Here is a 26,643-nt window from a genome sequence, read left to right on the forward strand (position 1 = left end):
AGACTTACAAATCAAGAATAATTTATCCGTTCTTTTCAGATTTAAAAACCGAACTTCTTCAAAGCATGTATAAAAAAACAGAAACCGCAGTCTCTGTTTTTATCATTTAGTTAAGAACATTAAAGCGTAGTTTCACGCCAAAATTCTCTTTAAATTCTGATGTCTGATAATGTCCTAAGCGGTAAGAAAACCCAACTCCGAAATTCCTTCCCAAAAACCGGTTCCAAATCAGTCCCACTTCCTGATAGTAATGATCCAGCGGTATAAAATCGAACTGATGATCTCCTCTGTTTTTGAAATCTCCGATAGCCGCCTGATATTCCAGCTCAATATTAGAATATCTTTTCCCTAATGTTCTGAATCTGAAAGGAAGGTATTGAGAAACTTTAAACGCCACAAATTTATCGGCAAAGAAAGTTCCCGAAGGCATGGTGGCAAACCCTAAATTGGATGGTGTACTGATGCTTGAGTACCAATGATCCAAACCTCTTTCGGTTTGTCCCGCAATTTCAAAGTTTTTCCAGATCGGAGCTGTTCCAGATGATATTCCCCCGAAAAGTTTCAAATTAGTATAACCTAATTTAGTTCTGAACTGATGAACGATTAAGGCATCCAGTTTCTGATAATCCAGCTCACCGCCTAAAGCATTATATCCTTTTTCAAAATTCACAAAAAACTGCGGAAATCTTTTTTCATAGGTATATTTTCCGCTAGGCGTCATAATGTTTTTATCATTAGGAGAATACTTGAAAGACAACGTCGTGCTTACATTATCAAAACTGTTTCCCAGGTCTCTATACTGATAATCAAACAACACTTTCTGTTTTTCTTTATTCACAGCAACTCTCATCGTGAGTGAATTGGAAATATCATACAGATAAGATGCTCCCCATTTTTGATTTCTGTAAAAATTGGCGTTGTGAAGATCCAGATTGATATCCGAAAGTTTCATCATCATATCCCACATCGTATTGCTGAATCTGCCTGCTGCAAAAACATCATCCACATAATCTACTCTGAAAACTGAAGTTCTTTTGGAAGACAGTTTTACATCAAGTCCCAAACCGTATTTCCAGCGGTGATCTTTAAAACCGTATCCGAAATATCCGTCCGGAGAAAAGGTTTTGCTGAATTTTTCATTCAGTTTTACTCCTGCTCCTAAACGCAGACCTTGGTATTTATCATAACTAATAAGTTTAGTGAGATCAAAATCAATCATTTTATAGCGGATGTTTCCACGCACCAGCTGAGTTAAAAATCCTAATTTTTTCTCAAACTCATGCTTTTCTACAAAATTATCAATATTGGTGTAGGTTGCGGATTCTCTTGCCGTAAGACTGTCGGTTCTGTATTGCTGCAAAAGACTGCCGTCAGAATTTCTCATTTCCAGCGAATAACCTTTAAATTCGGAAGCTTTTTGCTCGGGATTGATTTCGTAATCAAAAAACCTGTTTTTTACATAAAGATAATTTCCGAATGTCTTTTGATGGTATTTTTTCCTATCGCTCAGATACTGACCTTTCTTTAAAGTATCGGTTTTTACGCTGTCTTTTTTGGAAATATTAAAAGTCTGGTCACCCATTTTTACTTTCATATCTTCATAGGCAAGAAACCATTTGTTGTTAATTGGTTTCCATACCGAGACTATGTTTCCTTCATTGATTTTCTTACTGATGCTTTCAAATTTTTTGAGCGCAAAAGTCTGACTGTCAATATAAATTTTCCCGTTAAATTTTCTCGGGTTCTGCCTTTTTTTGTCGGTAATTTCTTTGAACTTGATCACGAAAGTATCTCGTCCGTCAATCTGGATCGTGTCTGTAACATAAAAATTAAACAGCTTTCTGTTTTCGGGTCTCAGCTGCCTCGGCGTTCTGTTGAGGTTAGAAATATTGATTGCCAAAGCTTCATAGATCGGATTTTTAAAACCTGACATCCTGTTGTCTATGATATTCGTTTTATCACCAAACTTTTGAGAATATTTGTATTCTGTCGCTTTTTCCCACAAAAACATCTGGCTGTCTTTTGCCGCATTCAGAAAATCTTCACCAATTAAAGAATCTTTTTCTTCACTTTTCTTTTTAAACTCCTGCTTCTTTTCAACTTTTGAAAGAGAATCTTTCCGGCTGATAATGAAATTTTTAAAAATATCTACAGAATCTTTGTCTACATCAATAGAAAATTTGGTGTACGATTTAAATTGATATGAATCTAATGATTTGGGAGAATTTTCTTTTTCTCTTTTATTGAATTCGTCCAGAATTTTCAGCGCTTTGGGATCGCTTTTATCAGCAATGATAATTTTGTCGATATTGCTCATTTTTTCAGACGATGGTTTGAGCATCACTTCCATGGCTTTCTTTACATCTGCTGTTTCATCTTCAAAATTGTTGGCTAAAATTTCAACCTTTTTACATTTGGTTTTAAAATTCAGCACGCCTTCGTAATTGGTTTTGCCCAAAAGCTCATCCTCACAATAGACCGCCGCATTTTCTATCGGCTTTTTGCTGTTTTTGCTGATTACTTTAATCTGACTCTGACCAAAGATCACAATACCCAACAGTAAAAATAATGGAGATAAAAGTTTTGTCATATAGTTTTTATTAATAAGACAAAACTATTGATAAGAAAGTTACAATACTACAGCAGAAAATATAAACTTTTGTTAAAAATTAAATCTGTTGGCTATCAATTCAATACTGTTGATTTCCACTTTATTCAATTCCCGAATGATTGATAAATTAAATTTTATTTAAGAGATTTTAAGGGTTTGTGTTGTTTTTTTGAAGCTTTATCATTTCGAGTAATTTGTATTAAGAAAAATACTATAATGTTGAAATAATTTTCTTTTAGTATTGAATTAAACTGTTTTAATAGTTTTTTTTATCTTTATGAAAATATTTAGATAAACACTAATTGTAACTAATAACCTAAAGAAGAAAATGGAAGAGCTAAACAGGCAAATTGAAGAAAGAAGAACTAGTTTTAAGACTGACAGTTATTCAATGTCAATAGGAGAACTTGTTAATTTGTACGAAAACAATGAAATAATTATACGACCAGAATATCAAAGGCTTTTCAGATGGTCTCATGGTCAAAAAGTCAAGCTTATTGAGTCAATAATTTTAGGCATACCCATTCCTTCGATCTTTGTTTATCAGGATGAAACTGGAATATGGGAATTAGTAGACGGTCTACAAAGGGTTTCAACTATATTGCAGTTATTTGGTGTGCTAAGAGATTCTGATCCATTAACATTAGAAGGCACAAAGTATATCCCTAGTTTAGAAGGTTTTAAATGGGAAAATGATAATGAAAGTAAAGAGTTGCCGCAAGGATTGAAATTAGCTATAAAGAGAGCAAAAATTCATCTAACGATAATATTAAGTGAGTCTGATAAACGTGCTAAGTTTGAGGTCTTCCAAAGACTTAATACTGGAGGTTCTAATGCTTCAAATCAAGAAGTTAGAAATAATGTTATGTTGATGATAAATCCCGACAAATATAATTGGTTTAATGAAATGGCTACCAACTCAAATTTCCTTGAAACGTTATCTTTATCAGATAGATTATATGAAGAACAATATCATATGGAACTATTATTACGATTTATAGCATTAACTTACTATAAATATAATCACAAAAAAGATGTTGGAGATTTTCTTGACGATATTAATGAAGATATACTAAATAGTGAAAATCTGAACTTTAAATTAGTTAAAGAAAATTTTGATTTAACCTTCTCTACTTTGAACAGAATATTAAGTGAAAAAGCCTTTAAAAAGTTTAGTGGAAATGATTTTAAAGGAAAATTTTTAGAATCTGCATTTGAAGCAATCTCTGTAGGTGTAGCATCAAACATTTCAAATTATAATTTTCCAACCGATGATAATATTCTTATTGATAAAATTCAAAAGTTATATGAACAGGAAACTTATAACCAAACATCTGGATCAGGGTCAAATGCAAAAAGTAGAATACCCAAATTAATACCATTTTCAATTCAATATTTTGCAAAATAATGGCAAAAAGAGCATATACCTATGATCAATTAAGCAATCTTATCGGTGAAGATTATGCTTGGCGTAGAAAGGAATTGAAAATAATTAATGATTATGTTCCTGAAACTCCAAGTCCAAAACAAAGTGCTTCACTGAGATTTTCAGTTCCTATTCTGTACGCACACTGGGAAGGCTTTGTGAAAAAGTCAACTGAAATATATTTGGAATATGTTGCAAAAAAATATTTAAAACATAAAGAATTAAGACCACAATTTATAGCACTATCATTATCAAAAAAAATAGGAAATTTAGAAATTAAAAATATTGAGGAAAAATCAAAAACAGTTGAATTTTTAATTAATGAACTTGATAAAAATTCAAATATTTTAACAACAAATGTTATCCAAACTAAATCTAACTTAAAATATAACATATTTAGAGAAATATTATTTATAATTGGAATTAACGAATCGAAATTTTCAGCATATGAAAGTTTGATCAATGACTTGGTTGATGCAAGAAATAACATTGCTCACGGTGATTATTTGAGAGTTGATTTTAATACTTATCAAATTATGTTTAAAGAGATTCAAGAAATTATGGAATCTTTAAAAACTGAAATTGAAAATTCTGCATTAATGGAAGGATTTAAACAAAAATAGTTCTCTATATATTCTTATCAAATTATATGAAGTTTATTACAAACAAAAAACTAATCTACAGCAAAGTTTTAATAAAAATCCCTTCCAAAACTGAAAGGGATTATACATAAATTTATTGCAAACTTCTCTTACAAAGTCAACGCTTTCTGGTACGCATTTTCCAGACCATCAAGATTTTTTCCGCCTGCTGTTGCGAAGCCCGGATTTCCGCCGCCGCCGCCCTGGATTTCTTTTGCCAGATCTTTTACAATCGTTCCGGCTTGGTAATTCGCAGCCAAATCATCGGAAACGCCCACCGTAATCATCGGTTTTCCGTCTGCATCAGAAAGAATCACGGTAACCGAAGTCGGGATTTCTCTTTTCAGCTGGAAGACAATATCTTTTACCGAAGCTGCATCCAACGACGTTTTCTTCACCAAAAGCTGCTTGTCGCCTTTTTGTTCGTAAGCATTTTTCCAGTCGCCAATTTCGCCTTTTGCTTTCTCTTTTTTGAACGCTTCTACTTCAGATTTCAGTGAAGTGTTTTCTTCGATCAATTTCTCGATAGATTTAACAATATCCTTAGATTTTAATATCTGAGAAAGTTCAGTGATCTGTTTTTCTAAGTTTTTGAAATATTCTGCAGATTTGTCTCCTGAAATCGCTTCAATTCTTCGGATTCCGGCTGCCGCAGAGCTTTCGGATACAATTTTGAAATGACCGATTTCGCTGGTATTTTTTACGTGCGTTCCGCCACACAATTCCATTGAAGTTCCGAACTGAATCATTCTTACACTGTCACCGTATTTTTCGCCAAACAAAGCCATTGCACCTCTGTCCAAAGCTTCCTGAATCGGAATATTTCTGAATTCCTGCAACGCAATACTTTCCTTTATTTTCGCATTCACTTTATCTTCAACCAGCTTCAATTCTTCCTCCGTCATTTTGCTGAAATGTGAAAAATCGAAACGAAGATAATCCGGACCCACAAATGAACCTTTCTGCTCCACGTGTGTTCCCAAAACTTCTCTTAATGCTTCGTGCAATAAATGCGTCACTGAATGGTTTGCCTGAGAATTTTTTCTTTCAGCTGCATTCACTTTAGCATAAAAAACAGCACCGGCATCTTTCGGAAGCCCGTTGATTAAAGAGATAATCAATCCGTTTTCCTTTTTGGTTTCCAAAACCTCAAAGCTTTCAACGGCATTTTCAAGAATGCCTTTATCACCGATTTGTCCACCACCTTCGGGATAAAAAGGCGACTCGCTCAACACGACCTGATAAAATTCTCCGTCTTTGTTTTCTACTTTTCTGTATCTTGTAATGTAGGTTTCAGACTCCGTTTTATCGTAACCCACAAAGTTTTCCGGTTTTTCTTCCAAAGTTACCCAATCGTACACTTTCTGAGCCGAATCTGCCTTTGAACGCTGTTTTTGTTCGTTCAAAGCCTGCTCAAATCCTGCTTCATCAATCGTTAATCCTTTTTCCTCAGCAATAATTCTCGTTAAATCATCAGGGAAACCATACGTATCATATAATTCGAAAACTTCTTCGGTTGGCAATACTTTTTTACCATCAGCAATCGTCTGCTGAATCAGTTTCTCTACTCTGATTAAACCTGTTTCAATAGTTCTTAAAAAAGATTCCTCTTCACTTTTAATCACTTCCGTAACCAAAGTTCCCTGTTTTTCCAATTCCGGGAAAAATTTTCCCATCTGCTCCTGAAGAACAGCCACCAATTGATAAAGGAACGGCTCTTTCCGGTCTAAAAAACGATAAGCGTACGAAATTCCTCTTCGCAAAATTCTTCTGATCACATAACCGGCTCCTCCATTGGAAGGCAGCTGTCCGTCTGCAATCACAAAAGAAACTGCTCTGATGTGATCTACCACCACACGAATGGCGATGTCTTTCTCATCAGTTAAAATTCCGGTATATTTTTTACCTGAAAGTTCTTCAACTTTAGCAATCAAAGGCGTGAAAACATCCGTATCGTAATTGGATTCTTTCTGCTGCAACGCCATACAAAGACGCTCAAATCCCATTCCGGTGTCGATGTGTTTGGCAGGAAGATTCTCCAGCGAACCGTCTGCTTTTCTGTTGAACTGCATAAAAACCAGATTCCAGATTTCAACGACCTGAGGATGATCATTATTTACCAACTCCAGTCCTGAAACTTTCGCTTTTTCTTCTTCACTTCTCAGATCAACGTGGATTTCAGAGCAAGGTCCGCAAGGTCCGCTCGCTCCCATTTCCCAGAAATTATCTTTTTTATTTCCGTTGATGATTCTGTCTTCAGAAATGTGTGCTTTCCAGTAATTATAGGCTTCGTTATCACGTTCAAGATTCTCTTTTTCATCACCTTCAAAGATGGTTACGTAAAGATTTTCTCTCGGGATTTTATAAACTTCCGTCAGCAATTCCCAAGCCCAGTCAATCGCTTCTTTTTTGAAGTAATCACCAAAAGACCAGTTTCCCAGCATCTCAAACATCGTGTGGTGATAAGTATCACGACCTACATCATCCAGATCATTATGCTTTCCGGAAACTCTGAGACATTTCTGCGTATCGGCAATTCTTGAGGCTTTTGGCTCTTTATATCCTAAAAAATAATCTTTGAACTGCGTCATCCCTGAATTGGAGAACATCAAAGTAGGATCATCTTTCAAAACGATGGGCGCAGATGGAACAATCAAATGTCCTTTGCTTTTAAAAAAGTCTAAAAATTGCTGTCTTATTTCTTGTGAAGTCATTGTATATAGCTTTTGGCGCATAGCAAATTGCTATTCGCTTTTGATTGGCAAATTTAATATTTTAAAGGTAATTTGTCGCAAAATAATATTGCCTGAATAGATTATTCTAAATTTCCTATATAAAAAAGCCCAAGACATTTCTGATTTTCATGAATTGTTAAGGATTCTTTTAAGTGGTCAACAAGCTTTGGAGAACTCCAATAGCAGCCAATATTGTTTGCTGTACAGGTAAGATACATATTCTGAACCGCCATGGAAACTGCGGCAATTTCTTCCCATTCCGGAACCATTCCGCTAAAATTGACTACAATGGAAAAAACAGCATCTGCTTTGTTGATTTTAAAACCAATATCATTGTATTTTTTTTCTAAAAAAAGTTGTTCGGGCTGCGTTACCTTATAAATCGACTGCATTTCCAAAGCCAGTTTTGCTTTTTCTTTTCCACGGAATATTTTGAAACGCCAAGGTTTGGTACGCTTATGATTCGGAGCCAATGTAGCGGAATGCAAAATTTCGTCAAGAATTTCCTGCGAAATTGCCGTATCTGAATAATCTTTCGGAAATATACTTCTTCTTTGCTCTATGATTTCTTTTAAAACGTCTGCTTTATTCATCTAACAAAAATAGCGAAAAAGCCAGATTACGAAAACTATATACGGATGTTTATTAAAAACTTACTTTTTACTTTTTACTTTTTACTTCTTACTTTCACATCTTACTTTTTCACTCTACAAAACCTCAACAATCTTCTGATGGATTTTATTCAATGTAAATTCGTCACCTGATTTCATTCCCATCATTTTCTTTGCCATTGGACTTTCGGAGGAAATCGCATAGAAACGGTCTCCCTCAAAGAAAAATTCCCCCAAAGAAACAGAAATATAAAATCTTGCTTTATTGGTAATCACCAGAGACCCCAGCTGAACTCTTTCAGTAGAATTGTTCAGAACCTTAGCCATATTTCTTTTTAAATCATTTAAAGCTCCCAACTGACGCTGCATCTGATAAATTTCTTCCTGCATTTCCTCTCTCATGCTGTCATATTTTGGAGTTTTTTTGATGTCGCGACTTGCTTCTAATGTAAATTCTATAAAGTTTTTTAGTTTCTCAATCTTTTCAGCAATCACATTTTTTACATAATTTCTTATGTTATTTTTTTCATATGCCGTCTTCTCCATGTATCATAATCTTTACATAAAGATAATATTTTAATTTAAATGAAAACACAAACTGCTTTCAGAATTTGAAAACAGTTCTTTGAAATAATATGTTAATCTTATTTTTCGACTAAGGTTTTGAGGTTATTCAAACCTTCTTCGTAGGATTTCCCCATTTGGTAATCCATCATCGGGCGTATGATTTTCATCCAGGTTTCCTGTTCTGTATCCATCGTGCAAGTTACCTTGGTTCCGTTACCTTCGGATGACAGAATAATTTCTGATGTTGCCTGTCCCGCAAAGGGTCTTTGGAAAATCATTTCTGTTTTCTGCTTTTGATTTTCAATCAAGTCTCTGATTTCCTGACATCCTGCTCCCGCATCATCATTTTTGCTGTCCCAACAATATTTATCACCAACCTGACCTTCACTTCCCGAATAGACTATTTTCATATTCGGATCCAGCTTCATCCACGGATTCCACTGATTGAAAGCCTTCATAGAACTGACTTGCTGCCACACTTTTTCTTTTGGTGCATTTATCATCATAGATTTTTCATAATGATAGTTATTGCCGAAAGCCAATAAAGCAATTACGACATAAACAATGATTAAAAGAGCAATTACGCCAAAAGCCTTTAAAATTGTTTTCATGGTTATAGAAATTTAGTTTATTTTTAAATCATTATCATTTATCTGTTCAAAATTAGCCATTCCAGCCATATTTCCACTTCGCTTATGACAAGATATTAAAGATAAAGCATTTTTGTCACATTTTATCTTTAGGGTATTATTTTTGAACAATATCGCTGTCGATTCATCAGAATTTTTACATTTACATTAAATAAAACTCAGCATATGAATATTTTAACTGAAAAATTTACCACACCATATCATTCAGCACCATTTGACCAGATTAAAAACGAAAACTATCTTCCTGCTTTTAAGGAATTGATTCAGAAGTCGGAAGAAGAAATCAATGCTATCATCAATAATCCGGAAGAACCAACTTTCGAAAATGTAATTGAAGCTTTGGCTTACTCGGGAGAACAACTGGATGTAGTTTCCAATATATTTTTCAATTTAAATTCGGCAGAAACAAGCGACGAGATACAGCAGATCGCACAGGAAGTTTCCCCGATCTTAACAGAGTATTCTTCAAAAATTTCTCAAAATGAAGCACTTTTCAATAAAATCAAAAAAGTATACGACGAAAGAAAAAAATACAATCTCAACGGAGAACAGCAAATGCTTTTGAATGAAACGTATAAAGGTTTTGTAAGAAGCGGCGCTTTACTGAATGAAGAAGACAAAGAAAAATTAAAAAAAATTAATATGGATTTATCTTTAAAATCTTTACAATTCGGGCAGAATGTTCTGGCTTCTACCAACAACTATTTTAAACATATTACGAACAAAGAAGATCTTGCAGGAATTCCGGAAGCCATTCTGGAACAATATGCAGAAGAAGCCAAAGAAAGAAATCTGGAAGGTTTGGTGGTAACATTGCAATATCCAAGTTATATTCCGTTTATGACCTACGCTGAAAACCGTGAGCTGAGAAAGGAAATTGCTTTGGCAAACGGAAAAAAATCTTTTGACGGCGGTGAGTTTGACAATCAGAATCTAATTAAAGAATTGCTGAATCTAAAGCAGCAAAAAGCTGAATTATTAGGTTACAAAAACTACGCAGAGTATGTTTTGGAAGAAAGAATGGCAAAATCTCCGACAAAAGTTATTGATTTTCTGAACGAACTTTTAACCAAAGCAAAACCTTATGCTGATAAAGAAATTGAAGAATTAAAATCTCTGGCAAAAGCAGACGGAATTGAAGAAATGCAAGGTTATGATCACGCTTTTTATGCTGAAAAACTGCGTAAAGCAAAATATGATCTTAATGATGAGGAATTAAAACCTTACTTTCCTTTAGATCAGGTTCAGGATGCTGTTTTTGGATTGTCAAAGCAACTTTTCGGATTAACTTTTGAAGAAAGAAACGACATCCCGAAATATCATGAAGATGTAAAGGTATATGAGGTGAAAGAAGTCTTCGACTCCGCTCAGACTGACAGCCAACAATCATCAACCAGCTACAAAGCTTTACTTTATGTAGATTATTTCCCGAGAAAAGGCAAAAGAGCCGGAGCCTGGATGACGAGTTATAAAAATCAGTATCAGAAAGACAGCGAAAATTCCCGTCCGCATATTTCCATTGTTTGTAATTTCAGCAAACCTACAAAAGACACTCCGAGTTTACTGACATTTCAGGAGGTAACAACTTTATTTCATGAATTTGGTCACGCCCTTCACGGAATGTTGGCAGATACACAATACCCTACCCTCTCAGGAACTTCTGTAAAATGGGATTTTGTGGAACTGCCTTCGCAGTTTTTAGAAAATTTCTGCTACGAACTTGAATTCTTAAAAGCCTTCGCAAAACATTATAAAACAGGAGAAGTTTTGCCGGACGAAAAAATTGAGAAAATCGCACAGTCGAAAAACTTTATGGAAGGTTATCAGACATTAAGACAGCTTGGCTTCGGATTGCTGGACATGAATTACCACACCAAAGTTGAAGAGTTGGAGAATAAAAGTGTAAAAGAATTTGAGGATGAATATACAAAAGCCACCCAATTGTATCCTGCAAATCCTGAAACCGCAATGAGCCCAAGTTTTTCACATATTTTTCAGGGTGGATATTCTGCGGGGTATTACTCTTACAAATGGGCAGAAGTTTTGGATGCAGATGCATTTCAATATTTTAAGGAAAATGGAATTTTCAATCCGGAAATTGCTGCAAAATATAAAGTTCTACTTTCTTCCGGCGGCACCAAAGACCCGATGGAATTGTACAAGAATTTCAGAGGCAGCGAACCGAAGGTAGAGAGCCTCCTGAAGAGAGCATTTGGATAAACAAATTCAAAGTTCCCCTTGCTTAAAATCAAGGGGACTTTGAATTTTTCTTATGGTAAAATATCTGAGAATATTTCATTATTGTATATAATAACCAAAAATTTACAACATTCGTTAATTCAAAAAATTTTCTTCAAAACATTTCATAAAACATTAACAATCAATATACAATAACTATAATAAAATAAAAAACACAAATTGTATTGGCGAATATCATGTAAATTAAATTGACGCTATGCGTAATTTAGATGTTACCTGCAAGCACATCCAAAAAACCACATAAAATACTGAAAATCATAATAAAAATTTAAACAAAAACTCAAAATTTAAATTTAATGAAAAAAACCTTATTTAGCATATTAACCGCACTTGTTTTAATAATATTAATATTCCTTTATATGAAGAGGGATAAATTTGTCTATGTAGGTTCAGTAGATATTATTGAAGTCGATTGCAGCAAAAGAGTTCAAATTTTGAGCGAAGTTTTAGAAAGTGACCAACGGATAAGAAAATCAAATGACTTCATCAAATTCGCTAAAGAAGATCATAGGAATCAAGAATTAGTGATTAGTATTATTGAAAAGTGTGGTATGCCAACATTAAAGCAGGTAGGTCAAAAACAAATGGATGCAATCTGGCTGGGGCTGCAACATAGTACTAAAGAAATCAGAAAAAAGTATTTTCCACAAATAGAGAAAGCGGTTGAAAATGGAGACTTATCTAAACAACAATACGCATTGATGAAAGATAGGATTTTAATGGACGAAGGAAACCCCCAAATATATGGTTCACAAATAGAAAATGGTAAATTGTATGAATTAGAAAATCCTAAAACTGTGAACGAAAGAAGAAAAGAAATGGGATTGGAACCAATAGAGGATTATTTAAGGAATTTTAATATTAAGTTCAATCCGAATTAAAATACTACACATAACATCGGTTTGCAAAAGCAGTGGTGAAGATATAAATTGAAAGATTTTTGCATTTTTATCCGCAAAAACATTTTTGATTTTCATAATTGTTACGGACCAGTATAAAAAATATGTCTGCAGATAACATCGGTTTTGCAAAAACGGGGCTGAAGTTCCCTTTCGTTGAACTTTTTGTCATTTACAGTCGCAAAAAACCATTTCGTTTTTTTACTTTTTGTAATTTTTGAAAAATGAAAATGGTTTTTTCTCAGGGCAGTTTTTATATAACCATTTGGTAATCAAAGCCCCGCCTTCACAAAGCCGTTTCCCATTGATACCATATTCCCAACCAATAATCATTACTAACGAAATTTATCAAATCAAATAATTCAACTTCAAGAGTTGTATGTAATACTTCACAAATCATTAAAGCAAGTTAAAAAATCATTAGATCATTATCAAAAATGAGATCTAACTGAGACAACATATTTGTTTATACATCTTTAAAAGAATTGGCGCAAAAGCAGAAGCCGGAGTCTTTCTATGACAAGGAATAGAGAAAAGATTCAAAATTTGTTATTTTAAAGTTTATACCAAGAAAGTGTTTGGATAAATGATAAATTTTAAAACTCCGAAAAGTTGAATTTTTGGAGTTTTTTTATCATAATACAGCTTAAAAAAGAACATTTTTATTACATATTTATGGACACAATAAAAGAAAATAAAAACCTGATAAACAATAACTTGCAATATAAATCTGTAAAATTTTTTAAATTTTTACCACAATAAAAATAATTCAATGCCTCATATAAAGAAAATTGTTAACAAATAGTTAAATTTGTACATCAAATAACTTAAAGTGAATTTATAATTTCAACCTAAATTCATTATTTGATTTATTTAATTAAACTAAAAAACTGATCTTGAATATGAAAATTACCAATTACGGATTTACCCGTTGTTTAGTATGTGCTGTGATTTTATTCACCTTTTTGCTTTCATTAGCGGTTGTCTTCATTTCTCGCGAATCAACCTCGTATATTATTATTGCGGCATTTTGTGCAGCAATGATGTTTTTAATATGGCATATTCAGAGTGTCACCTATGAAGTATCCGGAAGTTGTGTAACGATAAGAAAATATCATCCGTTTACGTTTAAGAAGTTTTATCATCCCTATATAGAACTGCCTCAATCAAGTATCTGCAATTACAAAGTATCTTCTTACTACGGAATAACAAAACTTACTTTAAGAATTAATACAAGCAGAAAAAAAGACTTTAAGATCACTGTCTATCTGCTTGGTTTCAGCAATAGTCAAAACAAAAAAATAAAATCTTCACTACAGATGATAACAGCCGGTCATCATCAATAAAACAATGTTGCGGATTTAAATGTAATTTTAAAGAAAAATAAAAATTGTCTACAGTATTTAAAGAAAATGTAAATCACACACTTTATTTAAGATATTATTACAACTTTTTTACTGAAAATTAACTTTAGCTTCAAGGTTCGTTTTAAATTTAAATTAAAAAAAACATTATTTTTGCAGCAAGAAAATTGGTAGATTGCTGTTTTTATCTGTACATTGGCAATTATATACCAAACGATTAAATTTAAAACCACATGAAAAAAATAATTTTACTTTTCACTTTTTGTATAGGGTTTCTGGCTTTTTCTCAAATAAAAGTACTTAAAAATGAAACTTTAGTAGAGATAGGCAAAGAAAATTCTGTAGGTCTTTATAAAAAAGAAAATAGATTTACATTCAATTATCAGGATATTAATACCAGCAATCTTAATACTTTCAGGTCTTTTTCATTTAATGATGTGAACGGCGATGTGAGCGATCTTTATAAAATGATCAGCGATGGTTTTATTGATGAGCCAACCGGAAATATAACTTTGGAACTTCCCAATGATATTATCGAACTGCACTTTGAAAAGAATTACGGACAGCCAACCATGCAGTTTATACAGTATATTAACAAGAATAAAAAGTATGTAGGCAAATCTCAGTTTCTGAATAAAAAGCAGATAGATAAAATTTTCGGCATCGGTACTACAAAGGAAAACATGTACAAAAAAGCTGTTGTAAAGCAACCTGCTGTAAATCCGGTAACCAGTACTCCTAATAATACGGTTCAGAATACAGCTCCTGAGCAGTCTCAGCCTGCAAAAACCCCTGTAAAAACAAAAAAAACAAGAAAATAAAAGTTTTGTTCTCAGTATAATAAGCTCATTCTGCCGGAATGAGTTTTTTTATTTATATTTTTGCTAAAATATTTTTACAATATGTCACTTCAGGTTATCAATCTAACAAAGAAATTTGGTGAGCAGACCGCTCTTAACAACATTAATATTTCTATTGACAAAAATGAAATCATTGGTCTTCTGGGTCCCAACGGAGCAGGTAAATCTACCCTGATGAAATCTATTGTTGGCGCATTGAAAATTGATGAAGGTGAAATTATTTTTAACGGAAAAAACATCTCCGACAATGAAATTGAATCTAAAAAAAGTATAGGTTTTCTTCCCGAAAACAATCCGCTTTATCTGGAAATGTATGTAAAAGAATATCTGCAGTTTGTTGCTGATATTCATAAAATTTCCCATTCCAGAATAGATGAAGTTATTGACCTTGTAGGAATTACACCTGAAAAATACAAAAAAATAAGTCAGCTTTCTAAAGGCTACAAGCAGAGAGTAGGTTTGGCACAGGCCATCATTCATCAGCCTGATTTGCTGATCCTGGATGAACCAACAAACGGACTGGATCCTAACCAAATTCTTGAAATACGAAATGTAGTAAAAGAAATTGGAAAAGAAAAGACGGTTTTGCTTTCAACACACATTATGCAGGAAGTTGAAGCACTTTGTACAAGAGTGATCCTTATTCATAAAGGAAATATCATTCAGGATTCTAATATTGAAGAATTTAAAGGTAAATTTTCAAGTCTTGAAGAGGCCTTTGCCAATTATACCCAATCTGTCGCAATTGAATAAAAGAGATCATAAAAAAGCCGGTTCATGAATTCATGAGCCGGCTTTTTCATTCTGTAAAAACTATTCCGAAATTTCAATATTTGTTCCTTTTGTATGACTATTCATCTGCGGAGCATAATAGTTTTGGATCGTAGTAATGCCGTTAGAGAATTTTCCTGAAGCATTAGCCACATAATCGTACTCAAAAACATATTTTCCTTTCGGCATATATTGAATGTAGAAATTGGTAGATGCATCTTTCGTAGATTGGTAATATCCCAGATTGTTTTTCCACTGATAACCTGAAATAACATTTAAAGGCTCAAATCCTGCGGCTCTCATATCTTTGATATGAATAAATTCCATTGGTCTGTCGGTATTCAGAATCATTCTCACCGTCACTTTATCACCAACTTTCAATGGTGTTTCAGAAGAGATTTTCTGCAGTTCCTCACCATTTACTGTTTTGATTTTTTTGTACAATTCTTTTGAAATTGATATATAATTCTCAGAAGATTTTATTTTATCCAAATCCTCATAATATTGCCAGAATAAACCTCCCTGCACAATTCCTGCACCTGGTTTTGTTACGGTAACAGTCGCTAAATCTTTATCTAAAACATCTGTTTTTACAGCAGATTTCACATAACCTGTTGCCTGAGTTTCAGGTTTCAGTTCTTTTCCGCCCCAAATGATGGTTGCTTTGTCGCTTTCTGATGTCGTCCACGATTTTCCTGAATTTAAAATCGTAAAAATAACTTCCGAAGTTCCTCTTGAACTTCCCCATGAATTGACCTCTTTCTGAGTAATCAACCAGATTTTCATGTCTTCAATGAATTTCTGATCGTTTGGTTTTAATTTATTAAAGGCTTCCAAAGCTCCTGCATGATTCACTACTTTTGAGCTAAACCAACCCCAATCATCAAGATTCTGCTTCCAGTAAACACCCTGAGTTTTTGAATCTACAGAAGTTTCTTTAAGATAATTTAATAATTTATCCGAGACATCATTTAAATCATAATCATGCATCAATAACGCTGCACGATGCAATCCGAAAAAGGTAAAATCGGTTATTTTCGCAGTTTTTGATTTCTGTTTCACCAAAGTTTTCAGTGCAGCTCCTTTTCCTTTTAATGGATAATTTTTTTCCCAGTAGTTTCTTGTATCGAGATAATCTAAACTCCAGTTTGTCCAGACGTTTTCTTTTTTTACATCATAATATTTATCAATTTCATTATCAACATATTTCACCAAATTGGCAACCAATTCTTTCTGTTCAGAATTTTGGTAATCTTTCACATTATCTTTTAACCAAACATTTATTTTTCCTAAGTTTTTAAGGATATACAGTGAAGTAGAATATGAACTCGGATAACCGGAGTACCAAGAAAAACCACCATCCGGATTCTGGAGTTTTTTGAAATCTTCCCAATCCTGATTAATTGAATTTTTCATTGTATTGGCATCAAACAATAAGGCTAATTTTTCCATTTGTTCTGTCTCATTTTTACTTTCCAAAACCCACGGAGTTTCTTCCAGTAAAAGCTGTTTCAACTCCTGATTTTTTTCAAGATTTGAAGTTAGTAATCCTTTATTCTGATATTCCTCAAAAACAGTTTTCAATTTCGGATTGGCTTTAAAAATTTCTGAAGCCAGAACATCAGCAAACCATTTATTAAAGATAACATCGGCAGAATTATTCTGATCGTTTTTCAGGCTTGGAAGCGCAAACATAATTTCCCAAATCGGATTGGTTGTCAGTTCCAGCGTATTTGAAACATTAGAAATTGTTGTAGAATTGGCATTTTTAAGATTATCTAAAACAAACGTTTTCGTTTCACCTTCTTTCACAAAAACCGGAACAGCTTCGGTCACCAACATTCTGTTGGGAAGAACGGCAACAGCTTTTTGTTCGCCATCAGAATATTGACCGGCTTTTGCTACTACTTTCAAAATAATGGAAGAAACATTCTTCGGAACTTTTATTTTCCATGTTAAAGCCGAATTTCCGTTTTCATTTAAATCAAAATTCTGAATGTTTGAATGTAAACCAAACTGAGGCGAAATATCTTCATTGGTAAAAGCATCCAAAATCTGCAAACTTGCAGAACCGCTTAATTTTTTTGATGTTAAATTGGAAAGTTTTGACTGCAGATTCAGTTCATCACCTTCTCTTAAGAATCTCGGATAATTTGGCGTTACTGAAAATTCTTTTTGTGTTACCACTTCTTTTTCCAACGTTGTCGCTCTCGCGTCTTTTGTGTGAGCCAAGAACATCAGCTTCCATTTTGTAAGAGCTTCGGGTGAAGTAAATTCAAAATTGACGTTTCCTTCAGAATCGGTTTTTAAGTCGGGATAGAAAAATGCGGTTTCGTTAAGATTTTGACGGACTGAAACATTTGACAAGTCTTCATTGACAGAAATTTCATCTTTATTTATAGCAATTTTAGTTGTAGAAGTTACTGCACTTGATTTCGTTACGGCTTTATAACCCACTACAACAACTTCTTCGATTTCATTTTCACTAGAATCAGCAACCGAAATAGGAGCTGCAGGTACATTATTTTGATTTGAAGCCACTTCAACCTCATTTTGCAAATAATCTAAAAAGTTAATTGAATCTGTAAGCCAATTAAATTGTGGTATTTTAACATATTTTCTACCTAAATATTTCATTCTTTTCTGGTAATACTTCTGAGCCAGATTTTCTCTCATGTCATAAGAACTAAAGAAAGAATAAGGTGTATATAATTTCTGCCAATCAAAACTGTTCACCGCAAACTGATCCAAAGACATATCGTACATATTGGCTAAAACCTCAGCATTGATTTTTTCCTTTTCGTTTCCTGAAATCTTTACCGACCATTTTTCTTTAGCATTTGGCTCAATTTTATCTCTGAAAGTTGTGGTTTCTATCTTTAATAGCTGTTCGGAGTCTTTTATCTTTAGATTAATCGTTTGAGTTTGAACATCATTAAATGCAACAACCTGAAACTGAATATTCAAATTGTTCACATCTTTCTCTTTCGAAATATCAATCTCATATTCTAAAATTCCATTTTTGCATTGACGAACTTCAGAAACCGTTTTCCCTGATCCGTTTTGTACAAAAACATTAACCAAAGCATCAGGAATTGATGAATAAGCATAAATTTTTGCTTTTTCACCTCTTGAAAATTCATTCTTTGGTTGTAAAACAGTTAAGAATGTTTTCTGATTTGGTTTCAGAGACTTTTTATCCCAAACACTGAAATTCTGAGAAGCTTTGATGGTGTCTTTACCTTCAATATTATACAATTCAAGCTGGTAATTGCCTGCTTCCAGTTTTCCTAAATCAAGAGATTCTTCATTTCGCTTTGCTCCATTCAGAATGACAACCGAAGTTTTCCAGTTCTTAATTTCATCATTTTTATCGAATCGATCATGCGGAAATTTGGTTATGAATTCTTCTTTTGAAAGTTGTGATAAGTTCTGAACTTCTGATTTAAAATTATCTCTGAAAATTCTGTCTGGAGTTTCCAGCTTTGATAATTTGACCTGATAAGATTTTTTTAAGTTTTGTTCGTTATAATTTTTCGTTTCTACTTTCAGTTTTACGTTTTCGTCTGCAAATACACCATTCAACTGATCTGCTTTTATGTAATGTGAAACTGAAGAAACTTTCAGATTAGTATCTGCAGATTGTGTTTCACCATTAATATCGGTTACAGAGGCGTTGATTGAATAATTGTCAATCTGAATCCCTTCTATTTTTTCATCTTTTTTCAGGTCTAATTTTATTGTAAACTCACCTTTTTCGTTAGTTTTTACTTCTCCTAAAATTGAGTTCTCGTGATCATTATCATTGGGATACCACGGAAAATATCTCCATCTGATATTTTGTTTTTTAATTTCATAATTTACATTGGTATTGCTTAACGCAACTCCGGAAAACATCATTGCTTTACCTTTCAGTTCGATGGTTTGTCCGTATTTATATTCATCTTTTACAGGCTCAAAAGTCACTTCAAATTTCGGACGTTTGTATTCCTCAACTCTAAAATATTTATATCCGTCCGTTCCGCCATCGGTTGCAAAATGGAAATTTCCATTTAACTTTCCTTTAGGCAAAATAAAACTTCTATGATAGGAACCAAATTCGTTGGTCGTAAAATTCTGAGAAGAAACTTCCTGATTATTTGTATCGTATAAAGTAATTTTCTGTTTTAATCCAGAAGCAACTCCTTCTATTTCTTTTTCAATTCTGGTATTGATTACCTTAAAATAAACAGTTTGTCCGGGTCTGTAAATTGCTCGGTCTGTGAAAATCTGGGCTTTGGTACGTGTGATTTTATTCTGATTATCATTTCCATAATATCTTTCTCCATACATATCCATTATTTGGAAATCATTGGTTTTTGGCTGATGAACGAGATACGTTCTGTAATAATTTGTGCTTTTAGATTCAGGAAACTTAAAAATTCCTCTTGTATCGGTTTTTCCTGCAATTTTATTCAGCGTTTTGTTATCTACAAATTCGTAAAAATTAAGATTTTCATTATTAACTGGCTTTCCGTTCTCAGAATTTACAAGTTTCAGCTCATTTAAAAGGTTATTTTTAACATTTTTATTCTGATAAATAATTTTATGATTCGAAACCAAAACATAAAAGTTTTGCTGTTCTGTCTCCTCTTTAACATCAGAACCTAAAACCAAATATTCAATCATATAAATTCCCGATGGAAGCGGCTTTATTTCGAATGAAGTTTTATGAAGCTTATAATCTTTAGGATCATTTAACTGAAAACTTTCTTTTCTTAGCAATGTTTTCTTGACTTTGGAAAAAGCATTATTGTACGGACTTTTCGTGTATTGAATGAATGACTGCAAATCATCTTTCACCTCATAAATATTAATCGAAAAAGCGGAAACATTTTTATATTCTGCAACCAGATGAATAGGTTTGTTACTTTGCGTTTGCTCTTCATATTTCAAACCCAAATAAGGATTGGTAATCTGATTTTCTTTATTTTTAATATTTTCTAAAAATGGAGATTTTGGATATTGGGTTTTTGCAAGATTGGCAATTTCTGAAGCTTCTTTTTGTTTGCTTTTAATGATTAATTCATTCATGATTTCTTCCATCACAAGAACTTTATAATCACCGTCAATATCAGATTTCACAATAGCCTGAAGTTGCTCCAGTTTATCTTTGCATTGAGTAAACCCGCAGTTTTCAGACAATTTCTGATGCATGAAATACAATTTAGAGTTTCCTGAATTCTTGGCAATCAATTCATCAAAAACTGTATTGATTACAGCTCTGTTTTCCATTAATTCATTTTTGGTAAACAGTTCGTTATTGGATAAAAAATTAATTTTTCGTATAGAATACCAATCTATCAAAGTAGGAAAATAAAGAACATCATCTGTATTTGAAAAGGCATCTTTATACTTCACAAAAGAAACTTTTTTCATCGCCTTGCTTTGCTGATCAAGCTCTTTAAAATTTTTATTTAAATAATTTTTAAAATCAAGTTTGCTCCACGTTTCAATTTTTGAAACATCCTGAGAATTCATATTGGTTCTTCCGTTTATTTCCCATGAATGCTCATTATAATAATCAAACATAAATCCCGATAGCAGAACTTTATAAACCAATAGATCCTCTCCTTTCAGTTTTTTTTCTGAATTCTGAAGCTTTGCAAAAAACTTTGAAGCTGAATCGTTTTTTTCATCATCAGAAGTCTGATTGACGATACTGAATTCCGCTTTCAAAGAACGGATGAGCTGCAGTGTATTATTTTCTTTCATAGCCTGGTTTTGTATTTCTAAAATAAGAGGCAAACTAGATTTAAAATTTCCTTTGGATGAATTTATCTGTACTTTCTTCCACTGCTGATCGTAATATTTTTGTGAAAAAACCATAGAAAAATTAAGTAAAAGCAGGAATAGGAACGAAATCTTGGAATATCTTTGCATAAGTGTTATTTTTACTAAATGAATTGCTTAAAAGTACTGAAAAAAACCGTTATAGACAGCCAACTATACGTCTCTTTAATGGGAACTTTTTTTGCAGTTTTTTTCATGCTGGAGCAAAATACATTCCGTTTTCCTTCGGTGCTTTTAATATTTATCACCTATTTCAGCGGCTATCTTTACACCAAATATCAAAAAACAAAACATTTTTACAAAATCTTCATTTTAAATATTATCGCCGGAATTTTTTCGGCAGTTTTAATCATATTTAATCATAATGAAATACGATTGCTAAAATGGTTTATTATTGTGATTTTAGGATTGCTTTACAACAGTTTTTTTCTTGAAAACTATATCCGGAAAATCCCCTTACTGAAAGTATTTTATGTCGGATTGGTTTGGGGATTGGTGAATTGCTGGCTTACGCTGCCAGAATTTAATATTCCTGTATTTCTTATCAGTTTCTTTTTTATTACTGCTCTGGTTTTACCTTTTGACATCCGAGATATGGAAAACGATACTATTCAGACTTTTCCTAAACTCATTGGGGTACAAAACACCAAATATCTCGCTTATGTTTTGGTTTTTATATCTGTCCTTTTATCTCTTTTTTATCTGAAATTTCAATACGGACTAAGTATATTTCTAACTGCAATTATTACTTTTATCTTAATTTACTTTTCTGAAAGCAAACGAGATGATGCTTATTTTTCTTTCGGAGTTGAAACCTGCTGCGGTTTGCCGTTTTTATTTTGGATTATTTATCTTTACTTAAAATTTTGAGAGATGGAAAATATTGAAATATTGAGAAGCCAGTTGATGGAAAAAATTTTTTCTACTAAAAACATAGGTATTTTGAAAGCTGTTAACGATTTATTAGAATCTGTAAAAGCAAAAGATGAAGATGAATATATTTTTTCTGATTCTCAGAAAGAACTTCTTATGATCGGAGAAGAGGATATTAAATATGGAAGAGTGACTACCGATGAAGAACTTAGAAAACTTGATGAAGAATGGATGAGATAATAATCATTTGGTCAAACATCGCAATCTCACAAAGAAATAAGGTTTTTGAATATTGGAATCATCGAAATAAAAGCAATAGCTATTCAAAAAAAATCAATGCGGAAATATATAAAAATTTAGATCTTCTAAAAATAAATCCTTTGATGGGTAAACTTGGTAGTATAAAACCATTTAGAATTTTACATCTAGGAAACTACAGTCTTGTTTACAGACAATCAGAATCAATCATTTATATCATTTCCTTTTGGGATAATCGTCAAAATCCTGAAAAACTGAAAAAACTTTTGGGATTATGATCATCAAAAAACTCTCCCTTTACAATTTCAAAAATCATTCAGAAAAAACGTTTGATCTTTCTCCGCAAATCAACTGCTTTGTGGGAAACAACGGTGTGGGAAAAACCAATATACTGGATGCTCTGCATTATCTTTCTGTAGGGAAAAGTTTTTTGGGAAATACAGACCTTAATAACATCAAAAAAGATGAAGATTTTTTCTCCATCAACGCAGAAATTCAAAATGATGATTCTGAAGACATTATTAAAATTTCCCAACCGAAAGAAGCCAAGAAAATCATCAAAAAAAATGATAAAACGTATGACCGTTTAGCAGATCATATCGGTTATCTGCCGAGTGTAATGATTTCACCTTACGACTCCAACCTCATCTCAGATTCGGGAGAAAGCAGAAGGAAATTTCTGGATTCTATGATTTCACAAACCGATTCTGAATATCTTTTTGGATTAATACAATATCAGAAAATTATTCAACAGAGAAATGCTTTGCTAAAATATTTTGCTAAAAACAGGACATGGGATAAAGATTCTTTAGAAATTTATGATGATCCCATAACCAAAGCCGGAACGCAGATTTTTAAAAAGAGAAAAAGTTTTGTTGAAAAACTCAATCCTATTGTACAGAGTTTCTATGAAATAATATCAGGCGGAAAAGAAAGTGTATCGGTTGTTTATGAATCTCACTTACTGGAAGATTTATTTGAAAATTTACTGAAAGAAAGTCTGGATCGCGACAGAATGCTTACCTACACTTCCAAAGGTATTCATAAGGATGATCTTCTGTTTGATATGGATTCGGTTCTGATCAAAAAAATCGGTTCACAAGGACAGCAGAAATCATTTTTAATTTCATTAAAACTGGCACAGATGAGTCTGGTAAAAGAACTTACCGGAAAAACTCCTATTCTTCTGTTAGATGATATTTTCGACAAATTAGATGACACACGTGTTGCGCAGTTGATAAAACTCGTGAATCAGGAAAACTTTGGACAGATCTTCATTACAGATACTCACCGGGAACGTACAGAAAGTGTGGTAAAAAAAATTAATGAGGAAAGTATAATTTTTGAGGTGTGATTTCCCACAAATGATACAAAAATTCAAAGTATTATGAAAAAAATATTTACAGTTTTTTTATTTATTTTTTCACTGTTCTCTTTTGGACAAAAAAAGCTGTCTATAAATGAGATTATAAACAGCTATCCCTTTAACAAAACAACCAAAGTTAAGATCATTTCCTATAATACTGATTTTTTAAGTGAATTTCCTATACCTTTACCACCAATAGGAAAAAATGTTGATTCTACAATGATAAAAAGGCTAATTTCTGAACAAACTTTTCCGATTAAATTAGAACAAATTTTAGGGAAGGAAAGTTTGGAAGGAATTAAGCAAATCAAAACTCTTAATTTTAAAGAAACATTTGAGTTATCTCAATTACTTTACAATACATGTGGAAAGTTTAAAAATGATATGCGTGAAGTAAACAAATGCTTTTTTCCCAGAAATGCTGTTCTATTTCTCAATGATAATGATAAAGTTTTTGAAATTCTTGAAATTTGTTTTGAATGCCAGAGAATGCAATTCAATTCAGAAAAATCATTAGAAATAAATGGAATGTGCGATAATTTTTATCTTAAAATAGAAAAATTATTCAAAGACAACGGTTTTCAAACAAAATCTAACAGAAGTTATTAATGAAAAGAAATAAAAAACGTGAATTTCAGTCTTCAGAACTGGTAAAATCTTTTGCCAGAATTTACGGATTTGAAGATAAACTGGTTGCTTTTGAAATTAAAGATTATCTGGAAGACTATTTGGACGAATCTTTATTTCAGGAAATTGAGAGTGTAAATCTGGACAATAAAATTATTCAGATCAGAATCAACTCGCCTCTACTGAAAAATGATTTTAAAATGCGTAAAAGCTTTTACCTGAAAAAATTTCAGGATCAATTTGGTGAAGACAAATTTACTGACCTTCTGGTTTTATAGAACTTTTGCTTCTGACCATTGCCGTCACTTTAGAATCAAAATTAGAACGGATGGGCAGGAAAAACTTCAGCGGATGTCTCAGAAAATACTTGAAAATAGCACGGTAAATCTCCCGCACCTCACCAAGATTCATTTTTCTTGAACGGAACGCTAAAAACATAGATAAGCTAAAACTCACCAGGAAATTGAAAAATCCTATAAGAAAAACAGTAATCAGAGAAATCCAGAATGTGTAAGAATCTATGGTGAAATCTTTTCCGTACAAGCCTAAAGCAAAATTCCCTGCGGCAAAAGTAATGTGACGGATATCCAGATCCAACCCGAAAAAAAGACCTATAGGCGCAGTTGCACCCAGAAAAACCCCAAACCAAAAATTAGAAATTATTCCGGGCCAGTTCTTAGCATAATATCTTGATAAACTCTGAGCAAACCGGTCTCCGAATAACCTTTTAACTGACTGATTTTTAGCAATCCTTTGCGGAATCTGAAAGAAAACCGAATTATTCCCAATATTTCCTGAAATAATGCCGGAAATGAAAAGATAGAAACCAGCAATACAAGCATGCAGAATTGCTTTCGATTTAAAAGGATCTAAATCTCTTAAAAGCTTATCTGATCTTTCAACGGCAAGATTTTGTGAGAAAAATACATCCAGCCCGTAAATAATCGCAACAGCAACCGGAAAAGCCAGCAAAACATTTCCAACAAAAGCTATAAACTGACTTCTGAAGAGTTTAGACACCAGATCTGCAAATTCTGTATAATTACTGTTTGATTTTTCCTGTTCAGACAATACTTTTGTCATTGTTGCCGCTGTCATTGCAGGCTGTTTGGTAGCCAAAGTATAACCCATAAGATAAATCATCACAAATCCCATTGCATAATTGAGCGAGTACAAAAATGCATGAAAAAAGTCGCTTCCGGGCATAAAGCCGTACAGCATTTTCAATACACAGAGTGCACCTACGATGATTCCGCCGCCACTTGCTTTATAAAACATCTTAACGTACTGATACCGATTGGAAGTAATGTAATGCGTGCCGGCTTCTGCAGTATGATTGGTAATCAGATGAGAAAGCAATCTGGTACTGTCATTAAAAAGATCAGAAATATTATTTTTTGAAGATTTATATTTTAAAATATTAAAAATCAACTGTTTTGATTTTACGATAATATCTCTTTCGTTGTCTATAACTAATAAATTAAGTATCTCAGAAATCCGTTTGGTCTGTTGGCGGATTTTAAGCAAAGACTGATTTATTTTACCGGAAATTCCGTATTTCGAAGAATTTTTAAATGCAATTCCTACAAAATCCTGACATTGCTGCAGATAAATTTTAATCTGTTTATATCTGCTGTCTTTGGAATGAAGCTGTATAGCAGAATCTTCTTCAAACTCTTCCCGTAATGATTCCAGCTCATTTTGCAGTGCCAAAAAGGGATTATCAAAATTTCGGTATTCGGGAGCCATTCTCACCACTTCCACTTCAAGAGCCATCCCGGTCACCCTCCAGGAAAGAATGTTCATAGAAAATATCAGTTCATTTTTCACCTTAGAACTCTGAATAAAATCGGAAATTCCAAGAATCTGCATCATTTCATCGACTTCATTTTCCGGCAGATTATGAAAATATTCCAAATCCTGCTTTGGTCTGAAGCTTACATTGTCAATAAGATACCAAACCGTATTTTCATTTTCTACAGGAGGTAAAACTTTATTAAGAATTCTCTTTTTGAGTTCGGGAAAAAAAGCATTTTCAGATAAAATACTTGCCTCCGTTAATGAAAGATTAAAAGGTCTTTCAGAAAAAACTCTGTAAAGATAGTATTTGAAGTTATCTGCAAAATGTTGGTTTTGTTTAAAAAAATTGAGAACATCCGTAAAGTCAGCCTTCTTTATTGCTTCCAAAAAATCGGCTAAAGGTTCTAAAGAAGCAGTTTCGTTCTTAAAAGAAAAATACTTTTTAAGAACAGATTTAAAGTTCCCCGTATTTGAACTAAAAAATTTCATTAGT

At 32.9% G+C, this 26,643-nt stretch carries 20 protein-coding genes; 13 read left to right on the forward strand and 7 right to left on the reverse strand.

What is annotated here, in order from left to right; all coding sequences use genetic code 11:
• Positions 1-106: 106 nt before the first annotated feature.
• Positions 107-2,590, reverse strand: coding sequence for a DUF5686 family protein (locus FNE73_RS06015; protein WP_143883881.1), 2,484 nt, complete (start codon positions 2,588-2,590; stop codon positions 107-109).
• 349 nt (positions 2,591-2,939) lie between these two features.
• Here FNE73_RS06015 and FNE73_RS06020 point away from each other — a divergent pair, with 349 nt between their 5' ends.
• Entirely contained in the window at positions 2,940-4,019 is a 1,080-nt protein-coding gene (locus tag FNE73_RS06020; protein WP_143883882.1) for a DUF262 domain-containing protein, read from the forward strand.
• Entirely contained in the window at positions 4,019-4,660 is a 642-nt protein-coding gene (locus tag FNE73_RS06025; RefSeq protein WP_143883883.1) for an MAE_28990/MAE_18760 family HEPN-like nuclease, read from the forward strand. The genes FNE73_RS06020 and FNE73_RS06025 overlap by 1 nt, the downstream gene beginning before the upstream one ends.
• A 128-nt stretch (positions 4,661-4,788) precedes the next feature.
• Here FNE73_RS06025 and alaS read toward each other — a convergent pair whose 3' ends face one another.
• From alaS to FNE73_RS06045, 4 genes are all read right to left on the reverse strand, one after another.
• Positions 4,789-7,392, reverse strand: coding sequence for an alanine--tRNA ligase (gene alaS, locus FNE73_RS06030; protein ID WP_143883884.1), 2,604 nt, complete (start codon positions 7,390-7,392; stop codon positions 4,789-4,791).
• A 101-nt stretch (positions 7,393-7,493) separates the two neighbouring features.
• The gene (locus FNE73_RS06035; protein ID WP_143883885.1) at positions 7,494-8,006 is read right to left on the reverse strand and encodes a nitroreductase family protein; all 513 of its coding nucleotides are present in this window, start codon (positions 8,004-8,006) and stop codon (positions 7,494-7,496) included.
• A 114-nt stretch (positions 8,007-8,120) separates the two neighbouring features.
• Positions 8,121-8,570 (reverse strand): GreA/GreB family elongation factor, encoded by a 450-nt coding sequence (locus FNE73_RS06040; protein WP_143883886.1) that lies wholly within the window; start codon positions 8,568-8,570, stop codon positions 8,121-8,123.
• A gap of 98 nt (positions 8,571-8,668) precedes the next feature.
• Positions 8,669-9,202 (reverse strand): SRPBCC family protein, encoded by a 534-nt coding sequence (locus FNE73_RS06045; protein WP_143883887.1) that lies wholly within the window; start codon positions 9,200-9,202, stop codon positions 8,669-8,671.
• A gap of 204 nt (positions 9,203-9,406) precedes the next feature.
• Here FNE73_RS06045 and FNE73_RS06050 point away from each other — a divergent pair, with 204 nt between their 5' ends.
• The 5 genes from FNE73_RS06050 (at position 9,407) to FNE73_RS06070 (ending at position 15,376) form a co-directional block, all read left to right on the forward strand.
• Complete coding sequence (locus tag FNE73_RS06050) at positions 9,407-11,461, forward strand: M3 family metallopeptidase (protein WP_143883888.1); 2,055 nt, start codon at positions 9,407-9,409, stop codon at positions 11,459-11,461.
• Between the two features lie 335 nt (positions 11,462-11,796).
• Positions 11,797-12,381 (forward strand): DUF6624 domain-containing protein, encoded by a 585-nt coding sequence (locus FNE73_RS06055; protein ID WP_143883889.1) that lies wholly within the window; start codon positions 11,797-11,799, stop codon positions 12,379-12,381.
• 920 nt (positions 12,382-13,301) lie between these two features.
• Positions 13,302-13,745, forward strand: a complete 444-nt coding sequence (locus FNE73_RS06060) for a hypothetical protein (RefSeq protein ID WP_143883890.1) — start codon at positions 13,302-13,304, stop codon at positions 13,743-13,745.
• Between the two features lie 251 nt (positions 13,746-13,996).
• Positions 13,997-14,584: a hypothetical protein gene (locus FNE73_RS06065; protein WP_228429900.1), complete on the forward strand. Its 588-nt coding sequence runs from the start codon at positions 13,997-13,999 to the stop codon at positions 14,582-14,584.
• 81 nt (positions 14,585-14,665) lie between these two features.
• Positions 14,666-15,376: an ABC transporter ATP-binding protein gene (locus FNE73_RS06070; RefSeq protein WP_143883891.1), complete on the forward strand. Its 711-nt coding sequence runs from the start codon at positions 14,666-14,668 to the stop codon at positions 15,374-15,376.
• 60 nt (positions 15,377-15,436) lie between these two features.
• On the opposite strand, the gene FNE73_RS06075 is transcribed toward FNE73_RS06070, so the two are convergent.
• Positions 15,437-21,316 (reverse strand): alpha-2-macroglobulin family protein, encoded by a 5,880-nt coding sequence (locus FNE73_RS06075; protein ID WP_143883892.1) that lies wholly within the window; start codon positions 21,314-21,316, stop codon positions 15,437-15,439.
• A gap of 18 nt (positions 21,317-21,334) precedes the next feature.
• On the opposite strand from FNE73_RS06075, the gene FNE73_RS06080 reads away from it, so the two are divergent.
• Genes FNE73_RS06080 through FNE73_RS06105 form a run of 6 tightly spaced genes read left to right on the forward strand, consistent with a single transcriptional unit; the run spans position 21,335 to position 24,628 of the window.
• On the forward strand, positions 21,335-22,096 hold the full coding sequence (locus FNE73_RS06080; RefSeq protein ID WP_143883893.1) for a UbiA prenyltransferase family protein: 762 nt from the start codon (positions 21,335-21,337) through the stop codon (positions 22,094-22,096).
• A 3-nt stretch (positions 22,097-22,099) separates the two neighbouring features.
• A complete protein-coding gene (locus FNE73_RS06085; RefSeq protein ID WP_143883894.1) occupies positions 22,100-22,339 on the forward strand; it encodes a hypothetical protein in 240 nt (79 codons plus the stop codon).
• The gene (locus tag FNE73_RS06090) at positions 22,327-22,635 is read left to right on the forward strand and encodes a type II toxin-antitoxin system RelE/ParE family toxin (RefSeq protein WP_143883895.1); all 309 of its coding nucleotides are present in this window, start codon (positions 22,327-22,329) and stop codon (positions 22,633-22,635) included. The genes FNE73_RS06085 and FNE73_RS06090 overlap by 13 nt, the downstream gene beginning before the upstream one ends.
• Positions 22,632-23,711 carry a DNA replication/repair protein RecF gene (gene recF / locus FNE73_RS06095; protein WP_143883896.1) on the forward strand — a complete coding sequence of 360 codons (1,080 nt, stop codon included), beginning with the start codon at positions 22,632-22,634 and terminating at the stop codon, positions 23,709-23,711. Before FNE73_RS06090 ends, recF begins: the two co-directional genes overlap by 4 nt.
• A 33-nt stretch (positions 23,712-23,744) precedes the next feature.
• A complete protein-coding gene (locus tag FNE73_RS06100) occupies positions 23,745-24,332 on the forward strand; it encodes a hypothetical protein (RefSeq protein WP_143883897.1) in 588 nt (195 codons plus the stop codon).
• Positions 24,332-24,628 carry a hypothetical protein gene (locus tag FNE73_RS06105; RefSeq protein WP_143883898.1) on the forward strand — a complete coding sequence of 99 codons (297 nt, stop codon included), beginning with the start codon at positions 24,332-24,334 and terminating at the stop codon, positions 24,626-24,628. The genes FNE73_RS06100 and FNE73_RS06105 overlap by 1 nt, the downstream gene beginning before the upstream one ends.
• Here the strand turns inward: FNE73_RS06105 and FNE73_RS06110 are convergent.
• Entirely contained in the window at positions 24,606-26,639 is a 2,034-nt protein-coding gene (locus tag FNE73_RS06110; protein WP_143883899.1) for a recombinase, read from the reverse strand. The genes FNE73_RS06105 and FNE73_RS06110 overlap by 23 nt on opposite strands.
• Positions 26,640-26,643: the final 4 nt, after the last annotated feature.

Source organism: Chryseobacterium binzhouense (assembly GCF_007474545.1).
Classification (GTDB): Bacteria; Bacteroidota; Bacteroidia; order Flavobacteriales; family Weeksellaceae; genus Chryseobacterium; species Chryseobacterium binzhouense.